Annotated in this window: 17 protein-coding genes; 9 read left to right on the top strand and 8 right to left on the bottom strand. The window is 71.9% G+C overall.

From position 1 onward, the window contains the following. Positions 1-2: 2 nt before the first annotated feature. Positions 3-890, bottom strand: a complete 888-nt coding sequence (locus FLW16_RS22215; RefSeq protein ID WP_185949550.1) for a dihydrodipicolinate synthase family protein — start codon at positions 888-890, stop codon at positions 3-5. An 87-nt stretch (positions 891-977) separates the two neighbouring features. On the opposite strand from FLW16_RS22215, the gene FLW16_RS22210 reads away from it, so the two are divergent. The 9 genes from FLW16_RS22210 to FLW16_RS22170 all read left to right on the top strand — a co-directional run bounded on the left by FLW16_RS22210 (position 978) and on the right by FLW16_RS22170 (position 11,836). After that, positions 978-2,318 (top strand): MFS transporter, encoded by a 1,341-nt coding sequence (locus FLW16_RS22210; RefSeq protein ID WP_142562030.1) that lies wholly within the window; start codon positions 978-980, stop codon positions 2,316-2,318. Next, positions 2,315-3,331, top strand: a complete 1,017-nt coding sequence (locus FLW16_RS22205; protein ID WP_142562029.1) for a dihydroxyacetone kinase subunit DhaK — start codon at positions 2,315-2,317, stop codon at positions 3,329-3,331. The genes FLW16_RS22210 and FLW16_RS22205 overlap by 4 nt, the downstream gene beginning before the upstream one ends. An 11-nt stretch (positions 3,332-3,342) precedes the next feature. Further along, entirely contained in the window at positions 3,343-3,987 is a 645-nt protein-coding gene (dhaL, locus tag FLW16_RS22200) for a dihydroxyacetone kinase subunit DhaL (protein WP_260615467.1), read from the top strand. 203 nt (positions 3,988-4,190) lie between these two features. Further along, on the top strand, positions 4,191-5,729 hold the full coding sequence (locus tag FLW16_RS22195; RefSeq protein WP_260615466.1) for a sulfatase: 1,539 nt from the start codon (positions 4,191-4,193) through the stop codon (positions 5,727-5,729). A gap of 330 nt (positions 5,730-6,059) precedes the next feature. After that, complete coding sequence (locus tag FLW16_RS22190) at positions 6,060-7,406, top strand: ABC transporter substrate-binding protein (protein WP_142562027.1); 1,347 nt, start codon at positions 6,060-6,062, stop codon at positions 7,404-7,406. Between the two features lie 84 nt (positions 7,407-7,490). After that, positions 7,491-8,465 (top strand): carbohydrate ABC transporter permease, encoded by a 975-nt coding sequence (locus tag FLW16_RS22185; RefSeq protein ID WP_142562026.1) that lies wholly within the window; start codon positions 7,491-7,493, stop codon positions 8,463-8,465. Between the two features lie 83 nt (positions 8,466-8,548). After that, on the top strand, positions 8,549-9,355 hold the full coding sequence (locus FLW16_RS22180; RefSeq protein WP_142562025.1) for a carbohydrate ABC transporter permease: 807 nt from the start codon (positions 8,549-8,551) through the stop codon (positions 9,353-9,355). A gap of 41 nt (positions 9,356-9,396) precedes the next feature. Further along, a complete protein-coding gene (locus FLW16_RS22175) occupies positions 9,397-10,788 on the top strand; it encodes a GH1 family beta-glucosidase (RefSeq protein ID WP_142562094.1) in 1,392 nt (463 codons plus the stop codon). Between the two features lie 28 nt (positions 10,789-10,816). Beyond that, positions 10,817-11,836, top strand: a complete 1,020-nt coding sequence (locus FLW16_RS22170) for a LacI family DNA-binding transcriptional regulator (RefSeq protein ID WP_139572861.1) — start codon at positions 10,817-10,819, stop codon at positions 11,834-11,836. A gap of 84 nt (positions 11,837-11,920) precedes the next feature. Here the strand turns inward: FLW16_RS22170 and FLW16_RS22165 are convergent, their stop codons facing one another. The 7 genes from FLW16_RS22165 to FLW16_RS22140 are packed head-to-tail and all read right to left on the bottom strand — an operon-like array spanning position 11,921 to position 22,232. After that, positions 11,921-15,040: a non-ribosomal peptide synthetase gene (locus tag FLW16_RS22165; RefSeq protein WP_142562024.1), complete on the bottom strand. Its 3,120-nt coding sequence runs from the start codon at positions 15,038-15,040 to the stop codon at positions 11,921-11,923. Beyond that, positions 15,037-16,959: a non-ribosomal peptide synthetase gene (locus tag FLW16_RS22160; RefSeq protein WP_185949549.1), complete on the bottom strand. Its 1,923-nt coding sequence runs from the start codon at positions 16,957-16,959 to the stop codon at positions 15,037-15,039. The genes FLW16_RS22165 and FLW16_RS22160 overlap by 4 nt, the downstream gene beginning before the upstream one ends. Before the next feature lie 13 nt (positions 16,960-16,972). After that, positions 16,973-18,400: a condensation domain-containing protein gene (locus FLW16_RS22155; RefSeq protein ID WP_142562022.1), complete on the bottom strand. Its 1,428-nt coding sequence runs from the start codon at positions 18,398-18,400 to the stop codon at positions 16,973-16,975. Next, the gene (locus FLW16_RS22150; protein ID WP_396686800.1) at positions 18,397-18,612 is read right to left on the bottom strand and encodes an MbtH family protein; all 216 of its coding nucleotides are present in this window, start codon (positions 18,610-18,612) and stop codon (positions 18,397-18,399) included. Before FLW16_RS22150 ends, FLW16_RS22155 begins: the two co-directional genes overlap by 4 nt. 16 nt (positions 18,613-18,628) lie before the next feature. Further along, positions 18,629-20,440, bottom strand: coding sequence for a condensation domain-containing protein (locus tag FLW16_RS22145; RefSeq protein ID WP_185949548.1), 1,812 nt, complete (start codon positions 20,438-20,440; stop codon positions 18,629-18,631). Continuing rightward, complete coding sequence (locus tag FLW16_RS43880; RefSeq protein WP_185949547.1) at positions 20,437-20,670, bottom strand: phosphopantetheine-binding protein; 234 nt, start codon at positions 20,668-20,670, stop codon at positions 20,437-20,439. Before FLW16_RS43880 ends, FLW16_RS22145 begins: the two co-directional genes overlap by 4 nt. Then, entirely contained in the window at positions 20,664-22,232 is a 1,569-nt protein-coding gene (locus FLW16_RS22140; RefSeq protein ID WP_142562019.1) for a condensation domain-containing protein, read from the bottom strand. Before FLW16_RS22140 ends, FLW16_RS43880 begins: the two co-directional genes overlap by 7 nt. Between the last annotated feature and the right edge of the window lies 1 nt (position 22,233).

Genomic DNA, 22,233 nt, shown 5'->3' with positions numbered 1-22,233 from the left:
GTCTAATCGATCAGGTTAGCCGCGGCGAGAGCGGCCCGGATGCGCTCCCGCTCCTGCTGCGTGGCCGGCGAGAAGGGCCTGCGCGGGAGGCCGCCGTCCCGGCCCTGCAGCTCGAGTGCCGCCTTGATCGTCGCCGGGAGGTTGGGCCCGTCGATCGCCCGCCACACGGTCAGGATCCTCTCGTGCAGCTCGAGCGCCAGGGCGTGGTCGCCGGCCTGGACGGCGTCCCACAGCTCCACGCTCAGCCGCGGCGTCACCGTCGGGATCGCCGCGAGCGCCCCGTGCGCGCCGAGGACGAAGGCCGCGTAGTGGAGGTCGTCCAGGGCCGCCAGGATGGTGAACCGGTCACGGACCCGGTGGAGCAGGTCGGCCAGCAGGTGCATGTCCCCGCCGCTCTGCTTCACGGCGACGAGGTGCGGCACGGCGGAGAGCTTCTCGATCGTGTCCACCGGCACGAGCGCCCACGGCACGACGTTGTACAGCACGATCGGGAGGTCCACGGCCTCGCCGATCTCGCGATAGTAGGCGACCGTCTCCTCGGCCGAGGGCTTGAACACGTAGTGCACCGGGGTGACCTGCAGCGCGTCGACTCCGGCTTCCTTGAGAGCCAGCGAGTACCGGATCGCCTGCGCGGTGGAGTTCTGGATCACCCCGCCGATCACCGGGACGCGGCCCGCCACCTCGTCCACGACGGTCTCGCAGATGAGCCGGCTCTCCTCCATCGAGAGGGTCTGCCCCTCGCCCGTGCTGCCGCACGCGCAGATCGCGGTCACGCCTGCGCCGAGCAGGTACTTGACCTCCGCGCGGAGCAGGTCCAGGTCCACCTGGTCCCGCTGGTCGAACGGCGTCACCACGGTCGAGATCATGCCGTGCAGGTCGAGCTTGCCCACTGGTCCTCCTACGAGACCTGTACATCTAATATCTGATGCATTACGTTACCAGAGCCTCACCTTGACCTGAGCCAAGGAGAAACACTCATGACAAGCCCGACCACGGGGGGCGGCGCCCCTCTCGGGAGAACACCCCTTCAACGAGTCGTCACCGCGAGCGCGCTGGGCACGACCGTCGAGTACTACGACTTCACCCTCTACTCCACGACCGCGGCGCTGGTCTTCAACAAGGTCTTCTTCCCGGAGAGCACCCCGCTGGTCGGCACACTCGCGTCGTTCGCCACCTTCTTCGTCGGCTACATCGCGCGACCACTGGGCGGGCTGGTCTTCGGGCATTTCGGCGACCGGCTCGGACGCAAGAACGTCCTCATCACCACCATGCTGATGATGGGCCTCGGCACGTTCGCGATCGGCCTGATCCCCTCCTACGCGAGCATCGGGGTGGCCGCGCCGATCCTGCTGGTGCTGATCCGGCTGATCCAGGGCCTGGGCATGGGCGGCGAGTACGGAGGCGGCGTGCTGATGGCGCTGGAGTACAGCCCGCGGGGACGGCAGGGCTTCTACACGTCGCTGGTCCACATCGGCACCCCTGCCGGAGTTCTCCTGCCCGTCGGACTGGTCACCCTCCTCACCACCGTGCTGCCGGAGGGCGCCTACGACGGGTGGGCATGGCGCGTGCCCTTCCTGCTCAGCGTGCTCCTCATCGCCGTCGGCGTGTACATCCGCCTGCGGGTGAGCGAGAGTCCCGAGTTCCTCAAGATGCGCGCCGACCGTGAGACGCAGCGTCTGCCGATCACGGAGCTCCTGACCGGCTACGGCGGGAAGGTCGTGCTGTCGATCCTCGCCAAGATCGCCGAGAGCGGGCTCTACAACGTCTACTACGTGGTCGCGGTCGCGTACGCGACCACCCACCTGGGCCTGCCGCGCACGCCCATCCTGATGGCCGTGCTCATCGCCTGCGTCGTCGAATGCCTCACGCTCCCGATCTTCGGTGCCCTCTCCGACCGCATCGGGCGCCGCAAGGTCTACGTCGGCGGAGCGCTGTTCCAGGTGGTGCTCGCCATCCCGTTCTTCCTGCTCGTCTCCACGGGCGACTTCTTCCTCACGACGCTCGCGATGACGCTCGGGCTGGGCATCGGGCACGGGGCCATGTACGGCGCGCAGGCCGCGCTGTTCGCCAATCTCTATCCGGTGCGGATGCGCTACACCGGCCTGTCCGCCACCCAGCAGTTCGGCGCGACGCTCGGCGGAGGCCTCGCTCCGCTCATCGGCACCTCGCTGCTCGTGGCCGCCGGGGGCCATTGGAGCTACGTCGCCCTCTACGGCGTCGCCATCGCCGTCATCTCCAGCGTCAGCGCTTCGCGGCTGCGCTCCGGCGAGGCCGCCCACCCCACGTCCGCCGACACTCAGGAGATGGCACATCGATGACCGCCGCCTTCGTTTCCGACGAACGAGACCTGGTCCGGGCGGCCTGTGCCGGGTTCGCCGAGGCCCACGGCCACCTGATCGAGATGCGGGACGACCCGCTTCACCTCGTCGCCCGGCAGCGGCATCCCGGCCGGCGCGTCGGTCTGGTGTCCGGCGGAGGCTCCGGCCACGAACCACTCCACGCGGGATTCCTGGGGCGGGGCATGCTGGACGCCGTCGCACCCGGCCAGGTCTTCGCCTCACCGCACAACCGGCAGGTCTACGAGGCGAGCCGGGCGGCCGCCGGCCCTGAGGGCGTCCTGCATATCGTGAAGAACTACACCGGAGACCGGATCAACTTCGGCATCGCCGCCGAGAGACTGCGCCAGGACGGCGTCGCCGTACGCCGCGTACTGGTCGACGACGACCTCGCGACCGACAGGGACGACACCGCGACCGGACGCCGGGGCACCGCGGCCACCGTGGTGGTGGAGAAGATCCTGGGCGCCGCCGCCGACACCGGACTCGGCCTGGGCGAACTGGCCGAGCTCGGCACCCGCGTCGCCGCCGCGTCCCGCAGCCTGGCGGTCGCCTCCCGCTCGTACACCACCCTGCGGGCGGGGGAACCCGCCTTCGATCTCGATCCCGAAGAACTGGAGTACGGCGTCGGGATCCATGGGGAACGAGCCGCCACGAGCATCGCCCGGCCACCGCTTTCCCGGCTCCTCGAACGCATGGTGACCGACCTGCTGACGGCCCTGCCGACCGGCGGCTCGGAGGTCCTGCTGGTCGTGAACGGGCTCGGGTCGGCGACCGCCCTGGAGCTGTATTCGGTCTTCGGCCATGTGTCGCGGATCCTGGGCGACCGAGGCGAACGCCTTGCGGCATCACTGGTGGGGACGTACGTCGCCGCGCTCGACATGAGGGGGTTCTCGCTCACCTTGACGCGGCTCGCGCCCGGCTGGCTGGACCTGTGGCGGGCGCCCTCGATCACCCCCGCCTTTCCGAACCACGACGAGGTGCTCTCCCGATGACCGCCACATGCATGGAACCAGTGATCCGTGAATACCACCGCGTGGTGGAGGACGCCCACGCGGACCTCACTCTTATGGACCGGAGGGCCGGAGACGGCGACTTCGGCGACAACCTGCGTGACGGCCTGCGGCGGGTCGTCGACCGGCTGGACGCCGCATCTCGAGTGACGCCGGAGTCACGGGAGCCGGCGCTCGCCGTGGCGGCGTCCGTGTTCCTCGACGAGGTCGGCGGCACCAGCGGACCACTGTTCGGCCTCATGTTCGCGGAGCTCGCGCGGGCCGGGCAACGCCTCCCTGATCCCGTGGCCGCCTGGCGGGAGGGGCTCGCCGCGGGCCTGGCCGCGATCCAGCGTGTCGGCGAGGCGGAACCCGGCGACCGGACCCTCGTCGACGCCCTCGTCCCCGCCATCGAAGGGTTCGCCGCGGAGGGCACGCTCAGCGGCGCCGCACGCGGGGCCGCCGACGGCGCGAGGGCCACCTCCTCGCTTCGCGCCCGCCGGGGAAGGGCCAGCTACGTCGGCGACCGCAGCGTCGGCGTTCCGGACCCGGGGGCCGTCGCCGTCGCACTGCTGCTGATATCGGCGGCCCGTGTACTGGAACCCGGCGCGGGCATGACCGCCGCGGAGGTCACGCGAATCACCGCTGCCGAGGGCTGAAGGAGACCCCCTCGCCGAGCGGCCGGACGAGCTGATCCCGGCGGCGGACAGGGACGGCTTCCGATTCGTGCCGTGCCGTGGCCGGTGGGTCCGCGCTCGTGGCGGCAGGATTCACCAGAGTCTCCCGCATAACGGACAGGGCGCGGTCACACGGTCACGCTGCGTACGTTTCCCCTGCCGGGGGCGTGGCAATGATTGCTGCCGTGCCCCAACCACGACGATCGAGAAAGCTGTGGGCCGGGCTCGCCGCGGCGCTCCTGCTGTGCCTCGGGCTCACCGGCGCCTCCCGCGCCGAGCCCGCCCCCACGCTCGCGGCTCAACGGCCCAATATCGTGCTGATCCTCACCGACGACCTGGACGCGTCGGATCTGAGCAGGTTCCCCAACATCACCGATCTCCTGGTGCGTCAGGGCACCACGCTGTCCCGCTTCTTCGTCACCAATCCCTGGTGCTGCCCCTCCCGCTCGTCCATCCTGCGCTCGCAGTACATGCACAGCCACCAGGTGGAGAGCAACCGGTCGCCGACCGGCGGGTTCCCGAAGTTCCGGCCGCTGGAGGCCTCCACCCTCGGGACCTGGATGCACGACGCGGGCTACCGCACCGCGCTCATGGGCAAGTATCTCAACAACTACCCCGAGGGCGCGCCGCGCACGTACGTGCCGCCCGGCTGGGACGAATGGCACGTCCCCGTCACCCGCCTCTACCAGGAGTACGGCTACGCGCTCAACGAGAACGGCGCGATCCGGCGGTACGGCGACGCCCCCGAGGACTACCTGGAGGACGTGCTGAGCGCCAAGGCCGCGGCGTTCGCGACCGGTTCCGCCGCCGGAGGAGACACTCCGTTCTTCCTCTATCTCGCCCCGGTCGCGCCGCACCTGCCCGCGCACTACGCGCCGCGCCACGCCGCCGCCTTCGCCGGCGAGCAGGCGCCGCGGACCGCGTCGTTCGACCAGGCCGACCTGTCCGCCGAGCCCCGCTGGCTCAGCGAGCGCACGCCGCTGTCGGCCGCCGACACGCGGCGGATCGACCGCGTTCACCGCGACCGGCTGCGGGCCATGCTCGGTGTCGACGACATGGTGGGCGCCCTGGTCGAGGCGCTGCGCCGGGCGGGCCGCCTGGACGACACCTACATCTTCTTCACCTCCGACAACGGCTTCCACCTCGGCCAGCACCGGTTGCGGCCGGGCAAGACGACGCCCTTCGAGGAGGACATCCGGGTGCCGATGGTGGTGCGCGGGCCGGGGGTGCCCGCCGGGGGCGTGATCGACGCGCTCACGTCGACGGTCGACCTCGCGCCCACGTTCGCCGAGCTGGGCGGGGCCGCGGTGCCGCCCACGGCCGAGGGCCGCTCGCTCGTCCCGCTCCTGCAGGGGCACGACGTCCCCTGGCGCGACGCCGTGCTCGCGGAGTTCTACCACCCCTCCTACTCGCCGCACTCGCCGCCCACGTACGCGATGGTGCGGACCGCGCGATACGCGTACGTGGAGTACGAGACCGGGGAGCGGCAGCTCTACGACCTGCGGGACGACCCGGCGGAGCTGCACAACATCGCGGCGACGGCCGGCCCGGGCCTGACGGCCGCGCTCGCGGCCCGGCTCGCGCTGCTGCGGGCCTGCTCCGGACCCACGTGCCGGCTGGCGGACGCCGCAGGCACGGTGGTCTCCGGCACAGTGATCTCCGGCACGGGGGTCTCGCTGGACGGCGGAGTGTCCCTGGGGACGGGCGCGGCGGCCCACGGGTGAGGTGACCGAGCGGATAAGGGCGGGTGCCCCGGCGGGTTCGGGGCACCCCCTATTCATTTCTGCCCATATGGCTATGGGAGCGCTCCCAAGCGCGCTATGTCCTAGTATGTCCCATTGACCGGCTCTAACCACCCAGGGAGTAACAGTTAGGTTTCGGCATATTGACGCCCCGGTTGCTCATAGAGGACCCTTCGTGGGAGCGCTCCCAACGGCACTTGGTACGTGCGGGAGCACCGAGCACAACCTTCGATCGCGGGCCGTGAGATCGGGGACCGGCCTGGGATGCACCTCCCACGAACGATTCGGGATACCACCTGAGAGGGGTCCGGAATGATTGCAACCTCGCGCCGCGGCAGGCTGCTCGCGGTCGCCGCGGTGGCGGCGCTGGCTCTCGGCGCCACCGCCTGCCAGTCCGACGACAAGGCCGACACCGCGTCGGGCGGCGGGTCCTCGGCGGCGGCCGGCCCCGTCACCATCACGCTCCAGACGTTCGGCGGCGGCAAGAACTTCGGCTACAAGGAGGCCGTCGACAAGTGGAACGCCGAGCACAAGGACATCCAGATCAAGTATGACAACCTGACCGACCAGTTCGAGCAGGTCTACTGGCCGCAGATGATCCAGTGGCTGCAGTCCGGCGCGGGCGCCGGCGACGTCGTCGGCATCGACGAGGGCGGCATGGGCCTCGCCAAGGCGCACCCCGAGTGGTGGGCCGACCTCGGCGAGTTCGGCCTGCAGAACCGCAAGAGCGACTTCGCCGCCTGGAAGTGGGAGAACGGCGTCACCGCCGACGGCAAGCTGTTCGGCCTCGGCACCGACGTCGGCGGCATGAGCCTGTGCTACCGCCGTGACCTGTTCGAGAAGGCCGGTCTGCCCGCCGACCGCGAAGAGGTCAGCAAGCTCTGGCCGACCTGGGACGACTTCGTCAAGGTCGCCCACAAGTTCCAGGACAAGATCAAGGACACCAAGTTCGTCGACGGCACCAACACGCTCTACAACGTGGTCCTGGTCCAGGAGGGTGCCAAGAACGGCAACGTCACCTACTTCGACAAGGACAACAACCTGATCGTCGACAAGAACCCGGCGGTCAAGACGGCGTACGACTTCGCCCAGAAGATCAGCCAGGAGGGCCTCACGGCCAAGCTGCGCAACTTCACGCCCGAGTGGAACACCGGCATGAAGAAGTCGCAGTTCGCCACCCTCGGCTGCCCGTCGTGGATGCTCGGCGCGGTGAGCGGCGACGGCGGCGCCGGACCGGACTTCAAGGGCAAGTGGGACGTCGCGGCGGTGCCCGGCGGCGGCGGCAACTGGGGCGGCTCCTGGCTCGCCGTGCCGAAGCAGTCGAAGCACCCCAAGGAGGCGGCGCAGGTCCTCGACTACCTGACCGGTAAGGACGCCGAGGTCAGCGTCTTCAACTACGCCGGCAACATGCCGAGCAACGTCCAGGCGCAGCAGGACCCGGCCGTCCAGGGCGCGAAGAACGAGTACTTCAACGACGCCCCCGTCGGTGAGATCTTCGCCAAGTCGGCCGCCTCGCTCCAGCCGATCTTCCTCGGCGTCAAGCACGCCCAGGTCAAGAACGCCATCGAGTCGGTCGTCTCCGCCATCGACGACGGCTCCGTGCCGTACGCGAACGGCTGGAAGAAGCTCGTCGACGACGCCGTGAAGGCCGCGGGCTGATCACGCCCGCCAGGTGAGCACCGGCCCGCCGCAGCGGCACCCCGCCGGCGGGCCGGTCGCCTGCTTTCACCCGAAAGGTAACTTATGAGCCTGCACGTCGACGCCGGGCAACCCACCCGGGCACCGATGCCGCCCAGCCGGAGGCACGTCCGGCCGAGACCGGGCCGGTCCTTTCTGACCTGGCTGGACCTCAAGGCCGCGCCGTACCTCCTGGTCTCTCCTTACTACCTGCTCTTCCTGGTCTTCGGGCTCTTCCCGCTCGGCTTCACCCTCTACTACTCGTTCTTCGACTACGACCTCACCGGCACGGTCGAGTGGACGGGCCTCGGCAACTTCGCCGCACTGCTCGACGACTCCGCTTTCTGGAGGGCGGTCGTCAACACGCTCGCGATGTTCGTCATCGCGACGGTCCCGCAGATCCTGCTGGCCCTGCTGCTGGCCAACGCGCTCAACAAGCGGATGAAGGCACAGCTGTTCGTCCGGCTGGGCGTCCTGCTCCCCCTCGTCACCTCGGTCGTCGCGGTGGCGGTCGTCTTCACCCAGCTGTACGGCCGCGACTACGGCATGATCAACTGGGTGCTGAGCTGGTTCGGCATCGACCCCGTCAGCTGGAAGACCGAGCGCCTCCCCTCCTGGCTCGCCATCGCGACGATGATCGACTGGCGCTGGACCGGCTACAACGCGATCATCTTCCTGGCCGGCATGCAGACGATCCCCAAGGACCTCTACGAGGCGGCCTCGATCGACGGCGCGTCCCGGCGGCGCCAGTTCTGGCAGATCACGGTTCCGATGCTCCGGCCCACGATGATCTTCGTGGTGCTGAACTCCACCATCGGCGGCCTCACGCTGTTCTCCGAGCCGACGACGTTCTACAACGGCAACGTCCACGGCGGCACCAACAGCCAGTTCCAGACCGTCTCGATGTTCATCTTCGAGCAGGGCTTCCGCGAGTTCGACTACGGCTACGCCTCCGCGGCCGCCTGGCTGCTGTTCCTGCTCATCCTCATCGGATCGGCCATCAACTTCCTGCTCATCCGCCGGATCGGGGGCAACAAGTGACCACGCTCTCCGCGCCAGCCACCCCGCGGCGGCGCCGCGCCAAGGCGCCGGGAGGTGCCGCCGGCCTCTGGACCGCCACGCCGATGACGAAACTCGTCCTCGCGGTCACGATCATCATCTCGGCGTTCCCGCTGTACTACATGATCGTCATCGCTTCGCGCACCAACACCGAGGCGACCGACATGCCGCCGCCGTTCCTGCCGGGCGGCAAGCTCGGGGAGAACGTCCAGCGCGTGCTGTCCAACCCCGACGCGCACTACATGACCGGTCTGACCAACTCGCTGATCATCGCCGCCACGGTGACGGTCTCGGTGGTGCTGATCTCGACGTTCGCCGGCTTCGCGTTCGCCCGGCTGCAGTTCAAGGGCGGCAAGATCCTGCTGCTGCTGGTGCTGCTGACCATGATGGTCCCGCTGCAGCAGATGGGCCAGGTCCCCCTCTACCGGCTCATGGTCAACCTCGAATGGGTCGGCTCGATCAAGGCGGTGATCCTGCCCTTCCTGCTCAACGGCTTCGGCGTCTTCCTCATGACGCAGTACACCGAGCAGGCCGTGCCGAACGAGCTGGTCGAGGCCGCCCGCGTCGACGGCGCCTCCACGCTGCGGATCTGGTGGAACGTCATCCTGCCCGCCGTACGGCCGGGCATGGGAGTGCTGGGCATCAACACGTTCATGCTGAACTGGAACGAGTTCATGTGGCCGCTGATCGTGCTGAACCCGGACAACCCGACGGTCCAGGTCGCGATCAACTCGCTCAACGCGAAGTACGGGACGGACTACGTGCTGATCTTCAGCGGCACGCTCTTGTCGATCCTCCCGCTCATCGTCGTTTTCATCCTGTTCGGCCGACAGATCATCGGCGGGCTCATGGAAGGTGCGGTCAAGGCGTGACAACGCAAGGCACACGACCCGAAGCGGAGACGGCCGGCCTGATGTTCCCCACCGGGTTCGTCTGGGGCGCCGCCACCTCCGCCTACCAGATCGAGGGCGCGATCGCCGCGGACGGGCGGGGCCGCTCCATCTGGGACACCTTCTGCGGCCAGGACGGACGCGTCGTGGGCGGAGACACCGCCGAGATCGCGATCGACCACTACAACCGGTATCGCGAGGACGTCAGGCTCATGGCGGACCTCGGCCTCACCGCCTACCGGTTCTCCGTCTCCTGGCCTCGGATCCAGCCCGACGGCTCCGGCGCGTACAACGCCAAGGGCCTCGACTTCTACAAGAGGCTCATCGACGAGCTTCTCAGCTACGGCATCGACCCGTGGCTGACGCTCTACCACTGGGACCTCCCCCAGGCGCTCGAAGACGCCGGCGGGTGGCCGTCGCGCGACACGTCGAAGCGCTTCGCCGACTTCGCCGCGACCGTGCACGCCGAGCTCGGCGACCGGGTCAGGAACTGGAGCACGGTCAACGAGCCCTGGTGCGCCGCGTTCCTCGGCTACGCCTCCGGCGAGCACGCCCCCGGGCGGCGCGAGCCGGCCGCCGCGCTTCGCGCCGCGCACCACCTCAACCTCGCGCACGGCCTGGCCGTCCAGGCGATGCGGGCGCAGAACGCCCACTCGCAGATCGGCGGGTGCGTGAACGTGTACCCGGTCACGCCGGCCACGGGCAGCGAGGCCGACCAGGACGCCGCCCGCCGCATCGACGGGCTGCAGAACCGTTTCTTCCTGGACGCGCTGCTCAAGGGCTCCTACCCCGAGGACGTGCTGGCCGATCTGAGCCACCTGTCCGACATGGAGTTCATCCAGGACGGCGACCTGGCCACGATCGCCGCCCCGCTCGACATGCTGCTGATCAACTACTACAGCCGCTTCACCGTCTCCGGTGCGCCCGGCGGCGCCGCGTCCGCGGCCGCCGCGCCGACGGACTCCGGGTCGCCGTGGATCGGCAGCGAGCACGTGGGCTTCGTCAACGGCGGCCGCCCGGTCACCTCCATGGGCTGGGAGATCGACGACAGCGGCCTGCAGGAGATGCTGCGCAGGATCGCCGACGAGTATCCGCGGATCCCGCTCTACATCTCGGAGAACGGCGCCGCCTACGACGACGTGATCGGCGAGGACGGCACGGTGCACGACCCCGATCGGGTGGCCTACATCGACGCCCACCTGCGGACCTGCCACGCGGCCATCGAGTCGGGCATCCCGCTTCAGGGCTACTTCGCCTGGTCGCTGATGGACAACTTCGAGTGGGCCTGGGGATACGGCAAGCGCTTCGGCCTTGTCTACGTCGACTACGAGACCCAGGCGAGGACCATGAAATCGAGCGCTTTGTGGTATGCCGACACCATCAGACACGGCGGCCTGCTGGGTCGGGCACAATAAGCGCAGACACGATAAGGGGGCAGTATAGATGAACGGGGACCGCCGTTCCGGAGGCCGGCCGACTCTGGAAGCGGTCGCCGCACGCGCCGGGGTCGGCCGCGGCACCGTGTCGCGGGTCATCAACGGCTCGCCCAAGGTGAGCGACCGGGCCCGCGACGCGGTGTTACTGGCGATCCAGGAGCTCGGCTACGTGCCCAACCGGGCGGCGCGCACCCTCGTGACCAATCGGACCGACACCATCGCGCTGGTGGTGTCGGAGTCGGAGCAGCGCGTCTTCGACGAGCCGTACTTCGCCGGGCTGATCCGCGGCATCGGCTCCGCGCTGGCGGAGACCGGCCTCCAGCTCATCCTCACGATGGCGCAGAACCGTGCCGAGCACGACCGGCTGGAGCACTACCTGACCGGGCAGCACGTCGACGGCGTGCTGCTCACCTCGGTGCACGGCGCCGACCCGCTGCCGGGACGGCTGGAGGAGCTGGGCGTGCCGACCGTGCTCGGTGGCCGCCCGGTCGGGCTCAACCCGTACAGCTTCGTCGACATGGACAACCGGGCCGGCGCCCGGCAGGCGGTCAAGTACCTGCTCTCCAAGGGCCGTACCAAGATCGCCACCATCGCCGGTCCGCAGGACATGGGCGTGGGCGTCGACCGTCTCGCCGGATACCGCGACGCGCTGCTGGCCACCGGTATGACCGAGCGCGTCGCGTACGGCGACTTCTCCGAGGAGAGCGGGGAGGCGGGCATGCGCGACCTGCTCGCCCGTCACCCCGACCTGGACGCCGTGTTCACGGCCTCCGACCCGATGGCGGTCGGCGCCCTGCGGGTGTTGAAGGAGCAGGGCCTGGTCGTGCCCGACGACGTCGCGGTGATCGGCTTCGAGGACTCCAAGGTGGCGCTGCACACCGATCCTCAGCTGACGAGCGTGCACCAGCCGACCGAGGCGATGGGCCGGCAGATGGTCCAGCTCCTGATCGCCCGGATCAACGGCGAGCCGCTGGAGCAGCCGGTCGTCATCCTCGACACCCACCTGGTGATCCGCGCCTCCGCCTGACCCGGCCACGGCGACGACAGGACCACGACGACGAGACCGCCGCGCACCCGAGGGTGCGCGGCGGTCTCGTCGTTGTGGGGGAGGTCAGCCGCCGGTGGACGAGAGCAGGCGCTCGGCCTCCTCCTCCGACATGTTCTCCAGCTCGGCCACCAGCAGGTCCTCCAGCGCGACCGCCAGCTCGGCCACGGTGCGCCGCTCGAAGATCGTCCGGACCGGGACCTCCACCCCGGTCCCCCGGCGCAGCCTGGCCGCGATCCTCGTCGCGAGCAGCGAGTGCCCGCCCAGGGTGAAGAAATCGTCGTTCACGCCGATGGAGCCGACGCCGAGCAGTTCCGCCCAGATCTCGGCCACCAGCAGCTCCGCGTCCGTGCTGGGCGGGACGTGCCCGGCCGACGGCGTCCTGACCGGCGCGGGCAGCGCCGCGCGGTCCACCTTGCCGCGGCTGGTGAGCGGCAGCGCGTCGAGAACGACCCAGGCGGTCGGGACGAGATGGCGCGGCAGGGTCCGCGCGAGGTGCCCGGCGAGCTCCTCCCCGGTCGCGGTCCCGGTCACGTACGCCACCAGCTCCTCGGCGTGGACCGTCACGAACGCCTGGCCGACGCCCGGATGGTCGAGCAGCCGCGCCTCGACCTCGCCCGGCTCGATCCGGAAGCCGCGGACCTTGAGCTGCCCGTCGAGCCGTCCGAGGAACTCCAGCGCGCCCTCCTGGTTCCAGCGTGCCCGGTCGCCGGTGCGGTACCTCCGCGATCCCGGCGGTCCCACCGGGTCGGGGACGAAGGCGGCGGCCGTGAGCGCCGGGCGGCGCAGGTAGCCGCGTGCCACCCCGGCGCCGCCGATGACCAGCTCGCCGATCACGCCCTTCGGGACCGGCGCCCCGGCGGCGTCGAGCAGGTGGACCGTCGTCGCGCCGACGGGCCGGCCGATCGGCGGCCTGCCGTACGGCGTCGCGCCGAGGTCGGTCGCGGTCGCGATGACCGCGGCCTCGGTCGGGCCGTAGGTGTTCACCAGGCGGACGCCGTCGCCGAACCGGCCGCGCCAGCGCGTGACCGCGCCGCCGGACGCCTGCTCGCCGCCGATGACGACCAGACGGAGCGCGGGCGGCCAGGCGATCTGGTCGATCTCCTCGACCAGGTGGTGCCAGTAGGCGGTGGGCAGGTCGAGCATCGTGATCCGCTCCCCGCCCGGGGCGGCCAGCAGGTCGGGCAGCGTCGCCGCCCCGCCCGGCAGCAGCACCAGGGTCGCTCCCGCGGCGAGCGTGGGGAAGACCTCTTCGAGGTGGGTGTCGAAGCTCAGCGACGCGAACTGGACGACGCGGTCGCCGGGCGCCAGGCCGTACTCCTCGCGCATCCACCGGATCCGGGCCGCGATGGCGCGGTGCTCGACGGCGACGCCCTTGGGCCTGCCGGTGGAGCCAGAGGTGGAGATCACGTAGGCAACGTCACCCGGGCGCGTCCGCGCCGGCTCACCCCGGTCTTCGGGGGCCGCGTCGTCCTCGCCGCCCAGCGGGCCGACGGCGGTGAGCCCGGCGGGCAGCGCCCGGGTCGTGATCACGTGTGTCGCCCCGGCGTCCGCGAGCGAGAAGGCCAGCCGCTCCTCCGGCTCCTCCGGCTCGAACGGCATGTAGGCCGCGCCGGCCCGCCACACGGCGAGCAGCGCGCTGATCGCCTCGACCGAACGGGGCAGGCAGACGCCGACCACGTCGCCGGGGCGCACCCCCTCCGCCCGCAGCGCCGCGGCGAGACGCGCCGCCCGCCGGTCCAGTTCGCCGTAGGTGACCTCGGTCTCCCCGCACACCACGGCGACGGCGCCGGGCGTGCGCCGGACGATCTCCGCGATCATCTCGGGGACCATCGGTCCCGCAGCGTCGGCGCCCTCGCCGGCCATGGCACGGATGTCCGCCTCGTCGTCGCCGGTCCAGAGGCGCAGCTCGGAGATCCGGCGATGCGGCTCGGCCACGGCCGACTCGAGCAGGAGCAGGAAGCGGTCGGCGAGCCGCCGGACGGCCTGCGCCTCGTGCGGAGATCCGCTGGACCCGTCGTGGCCGAACGACACGACGATCTCGCCGTCCTCGAACCACGCCTCGGCGTACAGGCCGAGCTTGACCTGCCGATACCCGTCGGGGAAGAAGCCCACGGACAGGTCGCCGAACGGCCGGGTGGGGCCCAGGTCCTGGGTGTGCAGGATGAACATGGTCGGCATCAGCGCCTCGGCGGGGTGCCCGATCCGCTCGAACGGGACCGAGGGCCGGCTCAGCGCCGTCAGCGCCTCATGCCTGATGCGCCCCAGCAACTCGGTGAACGACGGATCGCCGTCGAGGTCGCCGCGCAGCACGACGGTCTGCGAGAGGTAGCCGATCATCGGCTCCAGCTCGACCCGGTCGCGGCCGGCCACGGCCGTGCCGACGAGGACGTCGGTGTGGCCGGTGTGCCGGTGCAGCAGCACCTGGTAGGCCGTCATGAGCACGGTGAACAGGGTGGTCCTGTGCTCGCGGGCGAGCCGGTCCAGCTCGCCCGCGACCTCCCGGCCCATCCGGACGACCTGGAAGCCCGCGCGATCCTCGTCGCGGACGTCCCCGATCCCCTCGCTTCCCATGCCGCAGGGCAGGTCGGGCGGCGGCGGATCGGCCAGCCGCTCCTGCCAGTACGGCACCGCGCGCTCGGCGCGGCGGCGCTGCCAGCGGGCGTAGTCGGACGGCTGGACCGGCAGCGGCGCCAGACTCGGCGCGCCCCCGTGCAGGCGCGCGGTGTAGCACTCCGCCAGGTCGTCGAAGAGGATCCCCAGCGACCAGCCGTCGCCGATGATGTGGTGCATCGTGACGCACAGGACGTGGTCCAGCGCGCCGATCGCGATGACCGCGACGCGCAGCGGCACGCCCTCGGCGAGGTCGAACGGCGCGTTCACCCGCTCGGCGACGAGCCGCCGGGCGTGCTCCTCGTCGCCGGCCTGGATCCGCTCGACCGGCGGGACCGACCCCGCCGCCCCCGGCGGCTCGGCGACCGCCCAGGGGACGCCGTCCTCCTCGTCGAACCGGGTGCGCAGGCCCTCGTGCCGGGCCACGACGTCGGCGAGGGCCTGTTCGAGGGTGCCGGTGTCGAGGGGCCCGCGCAGCCTGCGGACGGTGTACATGGTGTAGGAGGCGTCGCGGGGATTCAGCCTCTGCAGGAGCCAGAGCCGTTCCTGGCCCGGCGACAGGGGCGCCCTCATGCGTCCGACGCCATCTCGTCGAGCACGGCCGCCAGGTCCTCGGCGCTGAGGCCGTCGAGCTCGTCGCGGAGCGCGGCGATCTCCGCGAGGTCCAGGTCGTCGTCGTCCAGCCGGTCCATCGCCGCCGCCAGGTCGGCCACCGTGGGGTTCTCGAACAGCACCACGATCGGCACGTTGATCGCGAAGCGCGCCTGGATCCTGGCGATGATCTGGGTGGCGGTCAGCGAGTGCCCGCCGAGCTCGAAGAAGTCGTCGTCGACGCCGACCGGCTCCGCGATGCCCAGCACCTCCCCCCACATCGCCGCGAGGTCCTCCTCCAGCGGGGTGGACGGAGGCCGGTACGGCCGGCTCCGCGCCCGGGTCCACTCGGGCACGGGCAGGGCCTTGCGGTCGAGCTTGCCGTTGGGGGTGAGCGGCAGGGCGTCCAGCACCACGAGGTGGGCGGGCACCATGTACTCGGGCACGTCGCGGCGCAGCCGGTCACGCAGGGACGGCCACAGGTCCGCCTCCTCGGGCTCCCCGGGCTCCCCGGCCGCGCGTACGACGTAGGCGACCAGACGCGGCAGCCCGTCGGGACCGTCGCAGACGCCGACGGCGGCGCCGGCCACCTCAGGCGCGGCCCGCAGCACGCTCTCGATCTCGCCGAGCTCGATCCGGAACCCGCGCACCTTCACCTGCTGGTCGGCCCGGCCCAGGTAGCGGAGCCTGCCGTTCTCGACCCTGGCGAGGTCGCCCGTGGCGTACAGGCGGGCCCCCGGCACTTCGGAGAACGGGTCGGGCAGGAACCTGGCCGCCGTCTGTCCCGGCATGCCGCGGTATCCCCTGGCCAGGCCCGCGCCGCCGATGTGCAGCTCACCGGCCTCGCCGGGCGGCACGGGACGCCCGTCGGGGCCGAGGATGTGCACCGTCGTGTTGCCGATGGGCTCGCCCAGGTCCACGGGGGCCGGAGACGGGGCTACCCGCCCGGCCGTCGACCAGACCGTCGTCTCCGTCGGGCCGTACACGTTCCAGAGCCGGGCGCCGCCGTCGAGGAGGGCGTCGGCGAGGTCGCGGGGCAGCGCCTCGCCCCCGCACAGCCGGGTCGCGACGTTCTCGGGGACCCCGCCGGATTCGAGCAGGATGCGCCAGCTCGCCGGGGTCGCCTGCATGATCGTGACGGCCTCGGCCACGGCGCGCGACCGCAGGGCGCGGCCGTCCGCCGTCTCGTGCCCGGACGCGACCACCACGCGGGCGCCGCAGGCCAGCGGCAGGAGGAGCTCGAGCACCGAGATGTCGAACGACAGCGTGGTGACCGCCAGCCAGGCGTCGCGCGGGGTGAGCTCCAGCAGGGAGGCGAAGGACTCCAGCAGGTTGACCACCGCGCCGTGCGGCACGGCGACCCCCTTGGGCCTGCCGGTGGAACCCGAGGTGTACATGAGGTAGGCCAAATCGCCCACGGCGCCGTCGGCCGAGCCGTCGGCCGGCCCGTCGCCGTCACCGCTGCCGGGCGCCCAGCCCGCGACGGGAACGCCGTCCTGCGCCAGCTCGACGACGTCGGGGACGCCGTCGAGCAGCCGGGACTCGACGCCCTGGCCGGCCAGCACCAGCCGGATGCCCGCGTCCTCCCGCATGAACCGGAGCCGGTCCTCGGGGAATCCCGGGTCGAGCGGCACGTAGGCGCCGCCGGCCCGCCACACGGCGAGCAGGGCGACGACCATGCCGGGGCAGCGCTCCAGGCACAGGCCCACCGGGACCTCCGGGCCGACTCCGCGGGCGCGCAGCAGCGCCGCCAGCCGGTCGACCCTGTCGTGCAGCTCCCGGTATGTCAGCACGCCGCCGGCGCCGCTCACCGCGACCGCGTCGGGGCTCGCGTCACGCCACCGGCGGATCAGCGCGAGCGCCGTATCAGGGCTGGTCACGCCGCTCACCGCGTCACTCACTCTCATGCACCTTTCACTTCGGGAAAACGCTCGCGAACGCGCCGCTCAGCGCCGACAGCGGGACGTCCGGGTCGGCCCCGGCCCGCCGTACGACCTCGGCGAAACCGCCGACGAGGCGGCGCGCGGTCGCGGGCGTGAACAGATCGCTGCTGTAGTCGAGGACGCCGCCCAGCCCCTCCGGGCCCCGCCACAGGTCCATCGAGACCTCCGACTTGGTGTGACTCGGCGGGACCGTGTAGACCTCCCGGTCGAGGTCGGCCATCCGGGTCCCCAGCAGGTCGTCCTTGGGCAGGTTGTGCAGATTGAACATGGCCTGGCACAGCGGCGGCCTGCTGATGTCGCGGGGGACGCGCAGCGCGGCCAGGACGTGCTCGAACGGCACCTCCGCGTGCCGCATCCCGGCCAGGGTCGCCTCCCGCACGCGGTCCAGCAGCTCGTGGAACGACGGGTCGCCGGACACGTCGGCGCGCAGCACCATCGTGTTGCCGAAGTAGCCGATCAGCGGCGCCAGCTCGCTGCGGGGCCGGCCGGCCACCGGCACGCCGACGCAGAAGTCCGTCTGTCCCGACGCCAGGGCGAGGGTCGCCTGGTAGGCGGCGACCAGGGCCATGAAGGACGTGCAGCGCCGCTTCCTGGCCACCTTCTCCAGCGGCGTGATCTCCTCCGGCGGCAGCAGCAGGGGCTCGCGTCCGCCGCGCCCCGACCAGCGGTCCGGCCGGGGGTGGTCGGCCGGAAGGTCCAGCGCGGGGGCGCCGGCCAGGCGGCGCGTCCAGTGCTCCAGGCCCTGCGTGTGGTCCCGCTGTCTCTCCTGTACGGCGAAGCGGGGATACTGCGTGGGCAGCTCCGGCAGTTCGGGCTCACGTCCCTCGCGCCCGGCGGCGTAGCACTCGGTGAGCTCGCGCAGGAGCACGTCGAGCGACCAGCCGTCCATCACGATGTGGTGCAGGACGATGCACACGACCGCGTCGTCCTCGCCCGGCTCGGCCAGCCCGGCCCGCAGAGGAGGCCCGTTCTCCAGGTCGAACGGGCGCTCGACGAACTCCTTCAGCGCCCGGTCGAGGTCCGCCTCGCCGGAGAGCGCGATCTTCTCCAGCGGCACCGGTCCCGGCGGCAGCACGACCTGCACGGGGGCGTCCCTGCGCAGCCGGAAGCGGGTCCGCAGCACCTCGTGCCGCTCCACGATCCGGGTGAACGCCGCGGTCAGCGCGTCCACGTCGAGCGGCCCGCGCAGCCGCATGCACCAGGGCGTGTTGTAACTGGTGTCGCCGGGGTCGAAGCGGCTGAGGAACCACAGGCGCTCCTGCCCCGGCGACAGCGGCCACTCCTGGCCGCCGGGATCCCGCGGCGCGCCCCCGAGGGAGCGCAGCAGCGCCGCCCGGCGCTCGGGGGGCAGGCCGGCCAGCTTCTCGATCAGCGCGGCGCGGCGCTCCGCGGTGGTCATCTGTCCAGGGCGCTCAGCGTTGCCGGGTCACGCACGCTCAGCGTCTCCGGATCGCGTGCGCTCAGGGGCCTCATGTCGGTCCACACCGTCTCGATGTGGTCCAGGCATTCCTGCCGCGTGCCCGCGAAGCCGGTGGCCCGCCACCCTGCGGGCGGCTCGCGGTCGCTCCACCATACGGAGTACTGCTCCTCGTCGTTGACGACCACGAGCATCGGGGAGTCGGTCATGTCACCTTCCCAAGACGGTCATTGCGGAAGACGGGGCCCGGCCACCGCCCTCGATCAGGCGCGGACAGGCGGGCCAGCCGGCGGGGCCGGTCGGCGGCGCCGTGCACAGCACGTAGTGGTGGGGGGCGAGCACGTCGGTGCGGCCGGCCGCGGCGCGCATCACGGCGGTGTGGACGGCCTCGGGAGTGTCCAGCCCGGGACGCGCGACGAGATACCCGGTGAGCCGGGCAGCGGCCGCGTCTCCGGCGTCGTCTCCTGGTTCCTCCACCACGACCGCGGCCAGGTCGGTCCCGCACACCCGGCGCAGCAGCGCCTCGGTCTCCGGCACATCCACCCAGTCGTGGCCGATGGCCGTCCACCCGGCGGGCCGCGGCACCGGGTCCAGGCCCGCCACCTTCGCGACCTGGTCCAGCGGCACCTCCTCGGAGACCGCACGGACCAGCAGCTCCTCCAGGCCGGCGAGCATCCGCCCGGCGACGTCTCCGGGCAGGAAGGCCGTGTCCACCAGCACGTAGAACTCGCAGGTGGACGGGGCCGGGCCGGTGGCGAAGAAGATCCTCGCCTTGACCTTCGAGTAGGCGCCGACGAAGAACGTCCTGGTCCGGTCCCGCAGTGCGGCCAGCGCCGCGGCGTCCCCGGGATCGACAGGCGGCAGGCCCTGCCAGCGGCCCGCCTGCCTGACGTCGTTGAAGAACGCGTCCAGGTCGATGTCGGCGCCGCGGTCCCACGCCTGCGCCTCCCACGCGGCCAGCACGAGCGCGGGATCGTAGTGCCCGTTCCGGTAGGTCGCCATGGTCCTGCGGTGCCCGTGCCGCAGCGCGTCGGCGAACGTGCCTGCCCCCAGCTCGATGACGCACAACCCGTCCTGGGCGGCGGGCCCGGCCATCGCCTCCATCCCCGGGTGGTGCCGGTTCGACACGATGAGCTGCAGCGCCGCCGTGGGGTGCCCGGTGACGGCGGCCAGCAGCGCGGCGCTCGCGACCGTGAGCACGCTGGAGGTCGTGACGCCGTGCCGGGCGGCGAGCGCCTCGGCGGCGACGGCCGCCGCCGGGGAGTCCATCCCGTGCCGGACGAAGCGCGGCTCCTCGGGTTCCCTCGCCGGGAAGTCGAACATCGAACGCGGGGCGGACGCCAGACCGGTCCGCCAGTGCCGCAGCGCCTGACCCCCGGGCGGCGGGTCCGCCCCCTCAAGGGCCGCCTGGTCGAGCGGCTGCCAGCCCGGGTCGGGCAGGTCCTCCCCCGCGACCAGCCGCGGCCACTCCGCGGCCACCATGTTCAGCGACCAGCCGTCGAGCGCGAGATGGGACAACGCGAGCGCCAGCGCGCGCGGCCGGCCCTTCTGGCAGACCACCGCGCACCTGATCGGCAGCTCGGCCGCGTAGTCGAACCCGGTCGCGGCCAGCTCGGCGGCCAGCGCCTTGGCCGCGCTCATCGGCTTGGCCGCCGCCTCGTACACGCCGACCGTGAGCCGGCCCTCCCGGCTCACCCGCTGGACCGTGTCGACCCCGGTGCCCTCCCCGTCGCCCCCGGTGCCCTCCCCGTCCCGTACGAACGCCGTGCGCAGCGTCTCGTGCCGCTCGACGAGACGGCCCACGGCGCGCAGCACGGCGTCCAGGCCGGCCGCGCCGGTCACCGGCAGGGTCCAGGCCAGGTTGAAGTAGGGGTCGCCGTCGTCCAGCCACTGCGTGGAGCGCCAGATCCCCTGCTGGCCCCAGGTCAGCGCGGCCTGCCCGCCCCGTGCGCCGCGGAACTCCACGGTGCGCGGCGGCAGCGCCGTGAGACCGGTGACCTGCGCAGGCGGGCTCGCGGTCACTTCCGCTGCCCCGCGATGTGCTCGACCAGGCCGTCGAGCGTGTCGAGGTGGCCGCCGTCCAGGTCGACGTCGCAGTCGAACTCGGTCTCCAGCAGGTCGATCAGCCGGAGGTAGGCGATCGAGGTGAGGCCGAGCGCGGGCAGGCTGCAGTCCGCCGCCAGGACGTCGGCGACGGTCAGGTCGCCGCCGCTCGCCTTCGACACCAGCTCGGCCACGCGCTCCCTCAGCATGCCTCCTCCCGCAGGCGGGCGACCTCCGCCGCGATCCCGGTGATCGTCGGCTCGTCGAAGAACACGTCGAAGGACAGCTCCACGTCCATCCGCTCGCGCACCTTCGCGATGATCTGAGTGATCGACAGCGAGTGCCCGCCGAGGTCGAACAGGTCCTCGTCCGGACCGATCTCCGGCATGCCCAGCACCTCGCGCCAGATCTCGCCCACCTCCGCGAGGTACGGCACGGCGTCCGCCTCGCCGGCCCGTGCCGAGGGGGTCGGCTCCTCGGCCCGGGCGAGAGGCGCGGCCGGGGACGGAAGCGGCAGGTCGGCCACGTCGGCGTCCGGAGCGGCGACCAGCGCCCGCAGCAGGGCGAGCAGGTGCTCGGCGACGGTCTCGCAGCCCGCACGGTCCAGGACGAGCGGGTTGAACTGCAGCCGGGCCGCGACGCCGTCCGGCGCGTCCACCACCTGCAGGTGCAGCGTGCCGCGCACCGCGTGGTTGAACGACATCCAGTCCACCGACGCCTCGACGCCGGGGAACTCCGGCGCGCTCCCGTCACGCCTGCGGTAGCTGACCGACACCGGCGTCAGCGCGGTGCGCGGGCTCACGCCGCCGACCGCACGCGCGAGCGGCACCTCCCGGAACCGGTACGTGGCCCGCAACTCCTCGCGTACGGAGTGGGCGAACTCGGCGAACGTCCCGCCCGGTGCCGGGGCCGGCACCGGCAGCTCGTTCACGAACAGGCCGATGTGGCCCCGCGTCTCCTCGGTCCTGGTCGACAGGTCGACGGCCACCGCCGCGTCCTCGTTGCCGTACGCCGCGAGCAGGGTGTGCACGGCGGCGAGCACCAGCTCGAACCGGGTGACGCCCATCTTGTCCGCGGCGACGGCGAGATCGGCGGGAAGCGCGAAGTCGACCGCGTCGCCCTCCGCGGCGCGGGTCGAGACCCCGGACAGCCCGGGCAGCCGCAGGTCCTGCCGGTCCTGCCAGCGGCCGCGCCAGAACTCGGCGGCGTCGCCGAGCAGTTCGGCCACCCGGGCGTTCTCCCGCTCGACGGCCTCGCCGTAGGTCAGGGGAAGGGCCGGCGACGGCAGCCCGGCGTAGGCCGCGGCCAGGCCGCGCACCAGGACGTCCTTCGACATGCCGTCGAAGACGGCGTGGTGGGCGACGAAGACGAGCAGGTGCCGCTCCGGCGCGAGCCGGAACACCGTGAACCGGGCGGTCGGCCCGGTCCCCAGGTCCAGGGCGAGCGACGTCTCGCGGTCGACCAGCTCGCCGGGCTCACGCCCTGCGTCCCCGAACCCGGTGGCGTCCTCGAACCCGATCGGCGGCGGCACGGCGGCGGGCACCAGGCGCACCACGCCGTCCCGCTCCGCCAGGGCCGCGGCCAGCTGGGGATGCGCGCGGACCACGTCGTGGCAGGCGGCCAGCAGCCGGTCCACGTCGAGGGGGCCGTCGAACCGGATGGCCAGCGGCATGTGGTACACCCGGCCCCCGCAGCCCATCTGCTCCGTTATCCACATGCCGTGCTGTGCGAGGGACGCCTGCTCCCCCTCGTCGATGAGTGTCGCTGACATC

This window comes from Microbispora sp. KK1-11 (assembly GCF_006874435.1).
GTDB lineage: Bacteria > Actinomycetota > Actinomycetes > Streptosporangiales > Streptosporangiaceae > Microbispora > Microbispora catharanthi.
Note: the sequence above shows the minus strand (reverse complement) of the source record. Positions and strands in the feature narration are given on the sequence as shown.

Coding starts and splice junctions, on each gene's coding strand:
- FLW16_RS22210 (WP_142562030.1), top strand. CDS start 978: ATGACAAGCCCGACCACGGGGGGCGGCGCCCCTCTCGGGAGAACACCC.
- FLW16_RS22150 (WP_396686800.1), bottom strand. CDS start 18,612: ATGCTCGTGGTCGTCAACGACGAGGAGCAGTACTCCGTATGGTGGAGC.
- FLW16_RS22165 (WP_142562024.1), bottom strand. CDS start 15,040: ATGAGGGCGCCCCTGTCGCCGGGCCAGGAACGGCTCTGGCTCCTGCAG.
- FLW16_RS22170 (WP_139572861.1), top strand. CDS start 10,817: ATGAACGGGGACCGCCGTTCCGGAGGCCGGCCGACTCTGGAAGCGGTC.
- dhaL (WP_260615467.1), top strand. CDS start 3,343: ATGGAACCAGTGATCCGTGAATACCACCGCGTGGTGGAGGACGCCCAC.
- FLW16_RS43880 (WP_185949547.1), bottom strand. CDS start 20,670: ATGCTGAGGGAGCGCGTGGCCGAGCTGGTGTCGAAGGCGAGCGGCGGC.
- FLW16_RS22140 (WP_142562019.1), bottom strand. CDS start 22,232: ATGTCAGCGACACTCATCGACGAGGGGGAGCAGGCGTCCCTCGCACAG.
- FLW16_RS22155 (WP_142562022.1), bottom strand. CDS start 18,400: ATGACCACCGCGGAGCGCCGCGCCGCGCTGATCGAGAAGCTGGCCGGC.
- FLW16_RS22190 (WP_142562027.1), top strand. CDS start 6,060: ATGATTGCAACCTCGCGCCGCGGCAGGCTGCTCGCGGTCGCCGCGGTG.
- FLW16_RS22205 (WP_142562029.1), top strand. CDS start 2,315: ATGACCGCCGCCTTCGTTTCCGACGAACGAGACCTGGTCCGGGCGGCC.
- FLW16_RS22185 (WP_142562026.1), top strand. CDS start 7,491: ATGAGCCTGCACGTCGACGCCGGGCAACCCACCCGGGCACCGATGCCG.
- FLW16_RS22175 (WP_142562094.1), top strand. CDS start 9,397: ATGTTCCCCACCGGGTTCGTCTGGGGCGCCGCCACCTCCGCCTACCAG.
- FLW16_RS22180 (WP_142562025.1), top strand. CDS start 8,549: ATGACGAAACTCGTCCTCGCGGTCACGATCATCATCTCGGCGTTCCCG.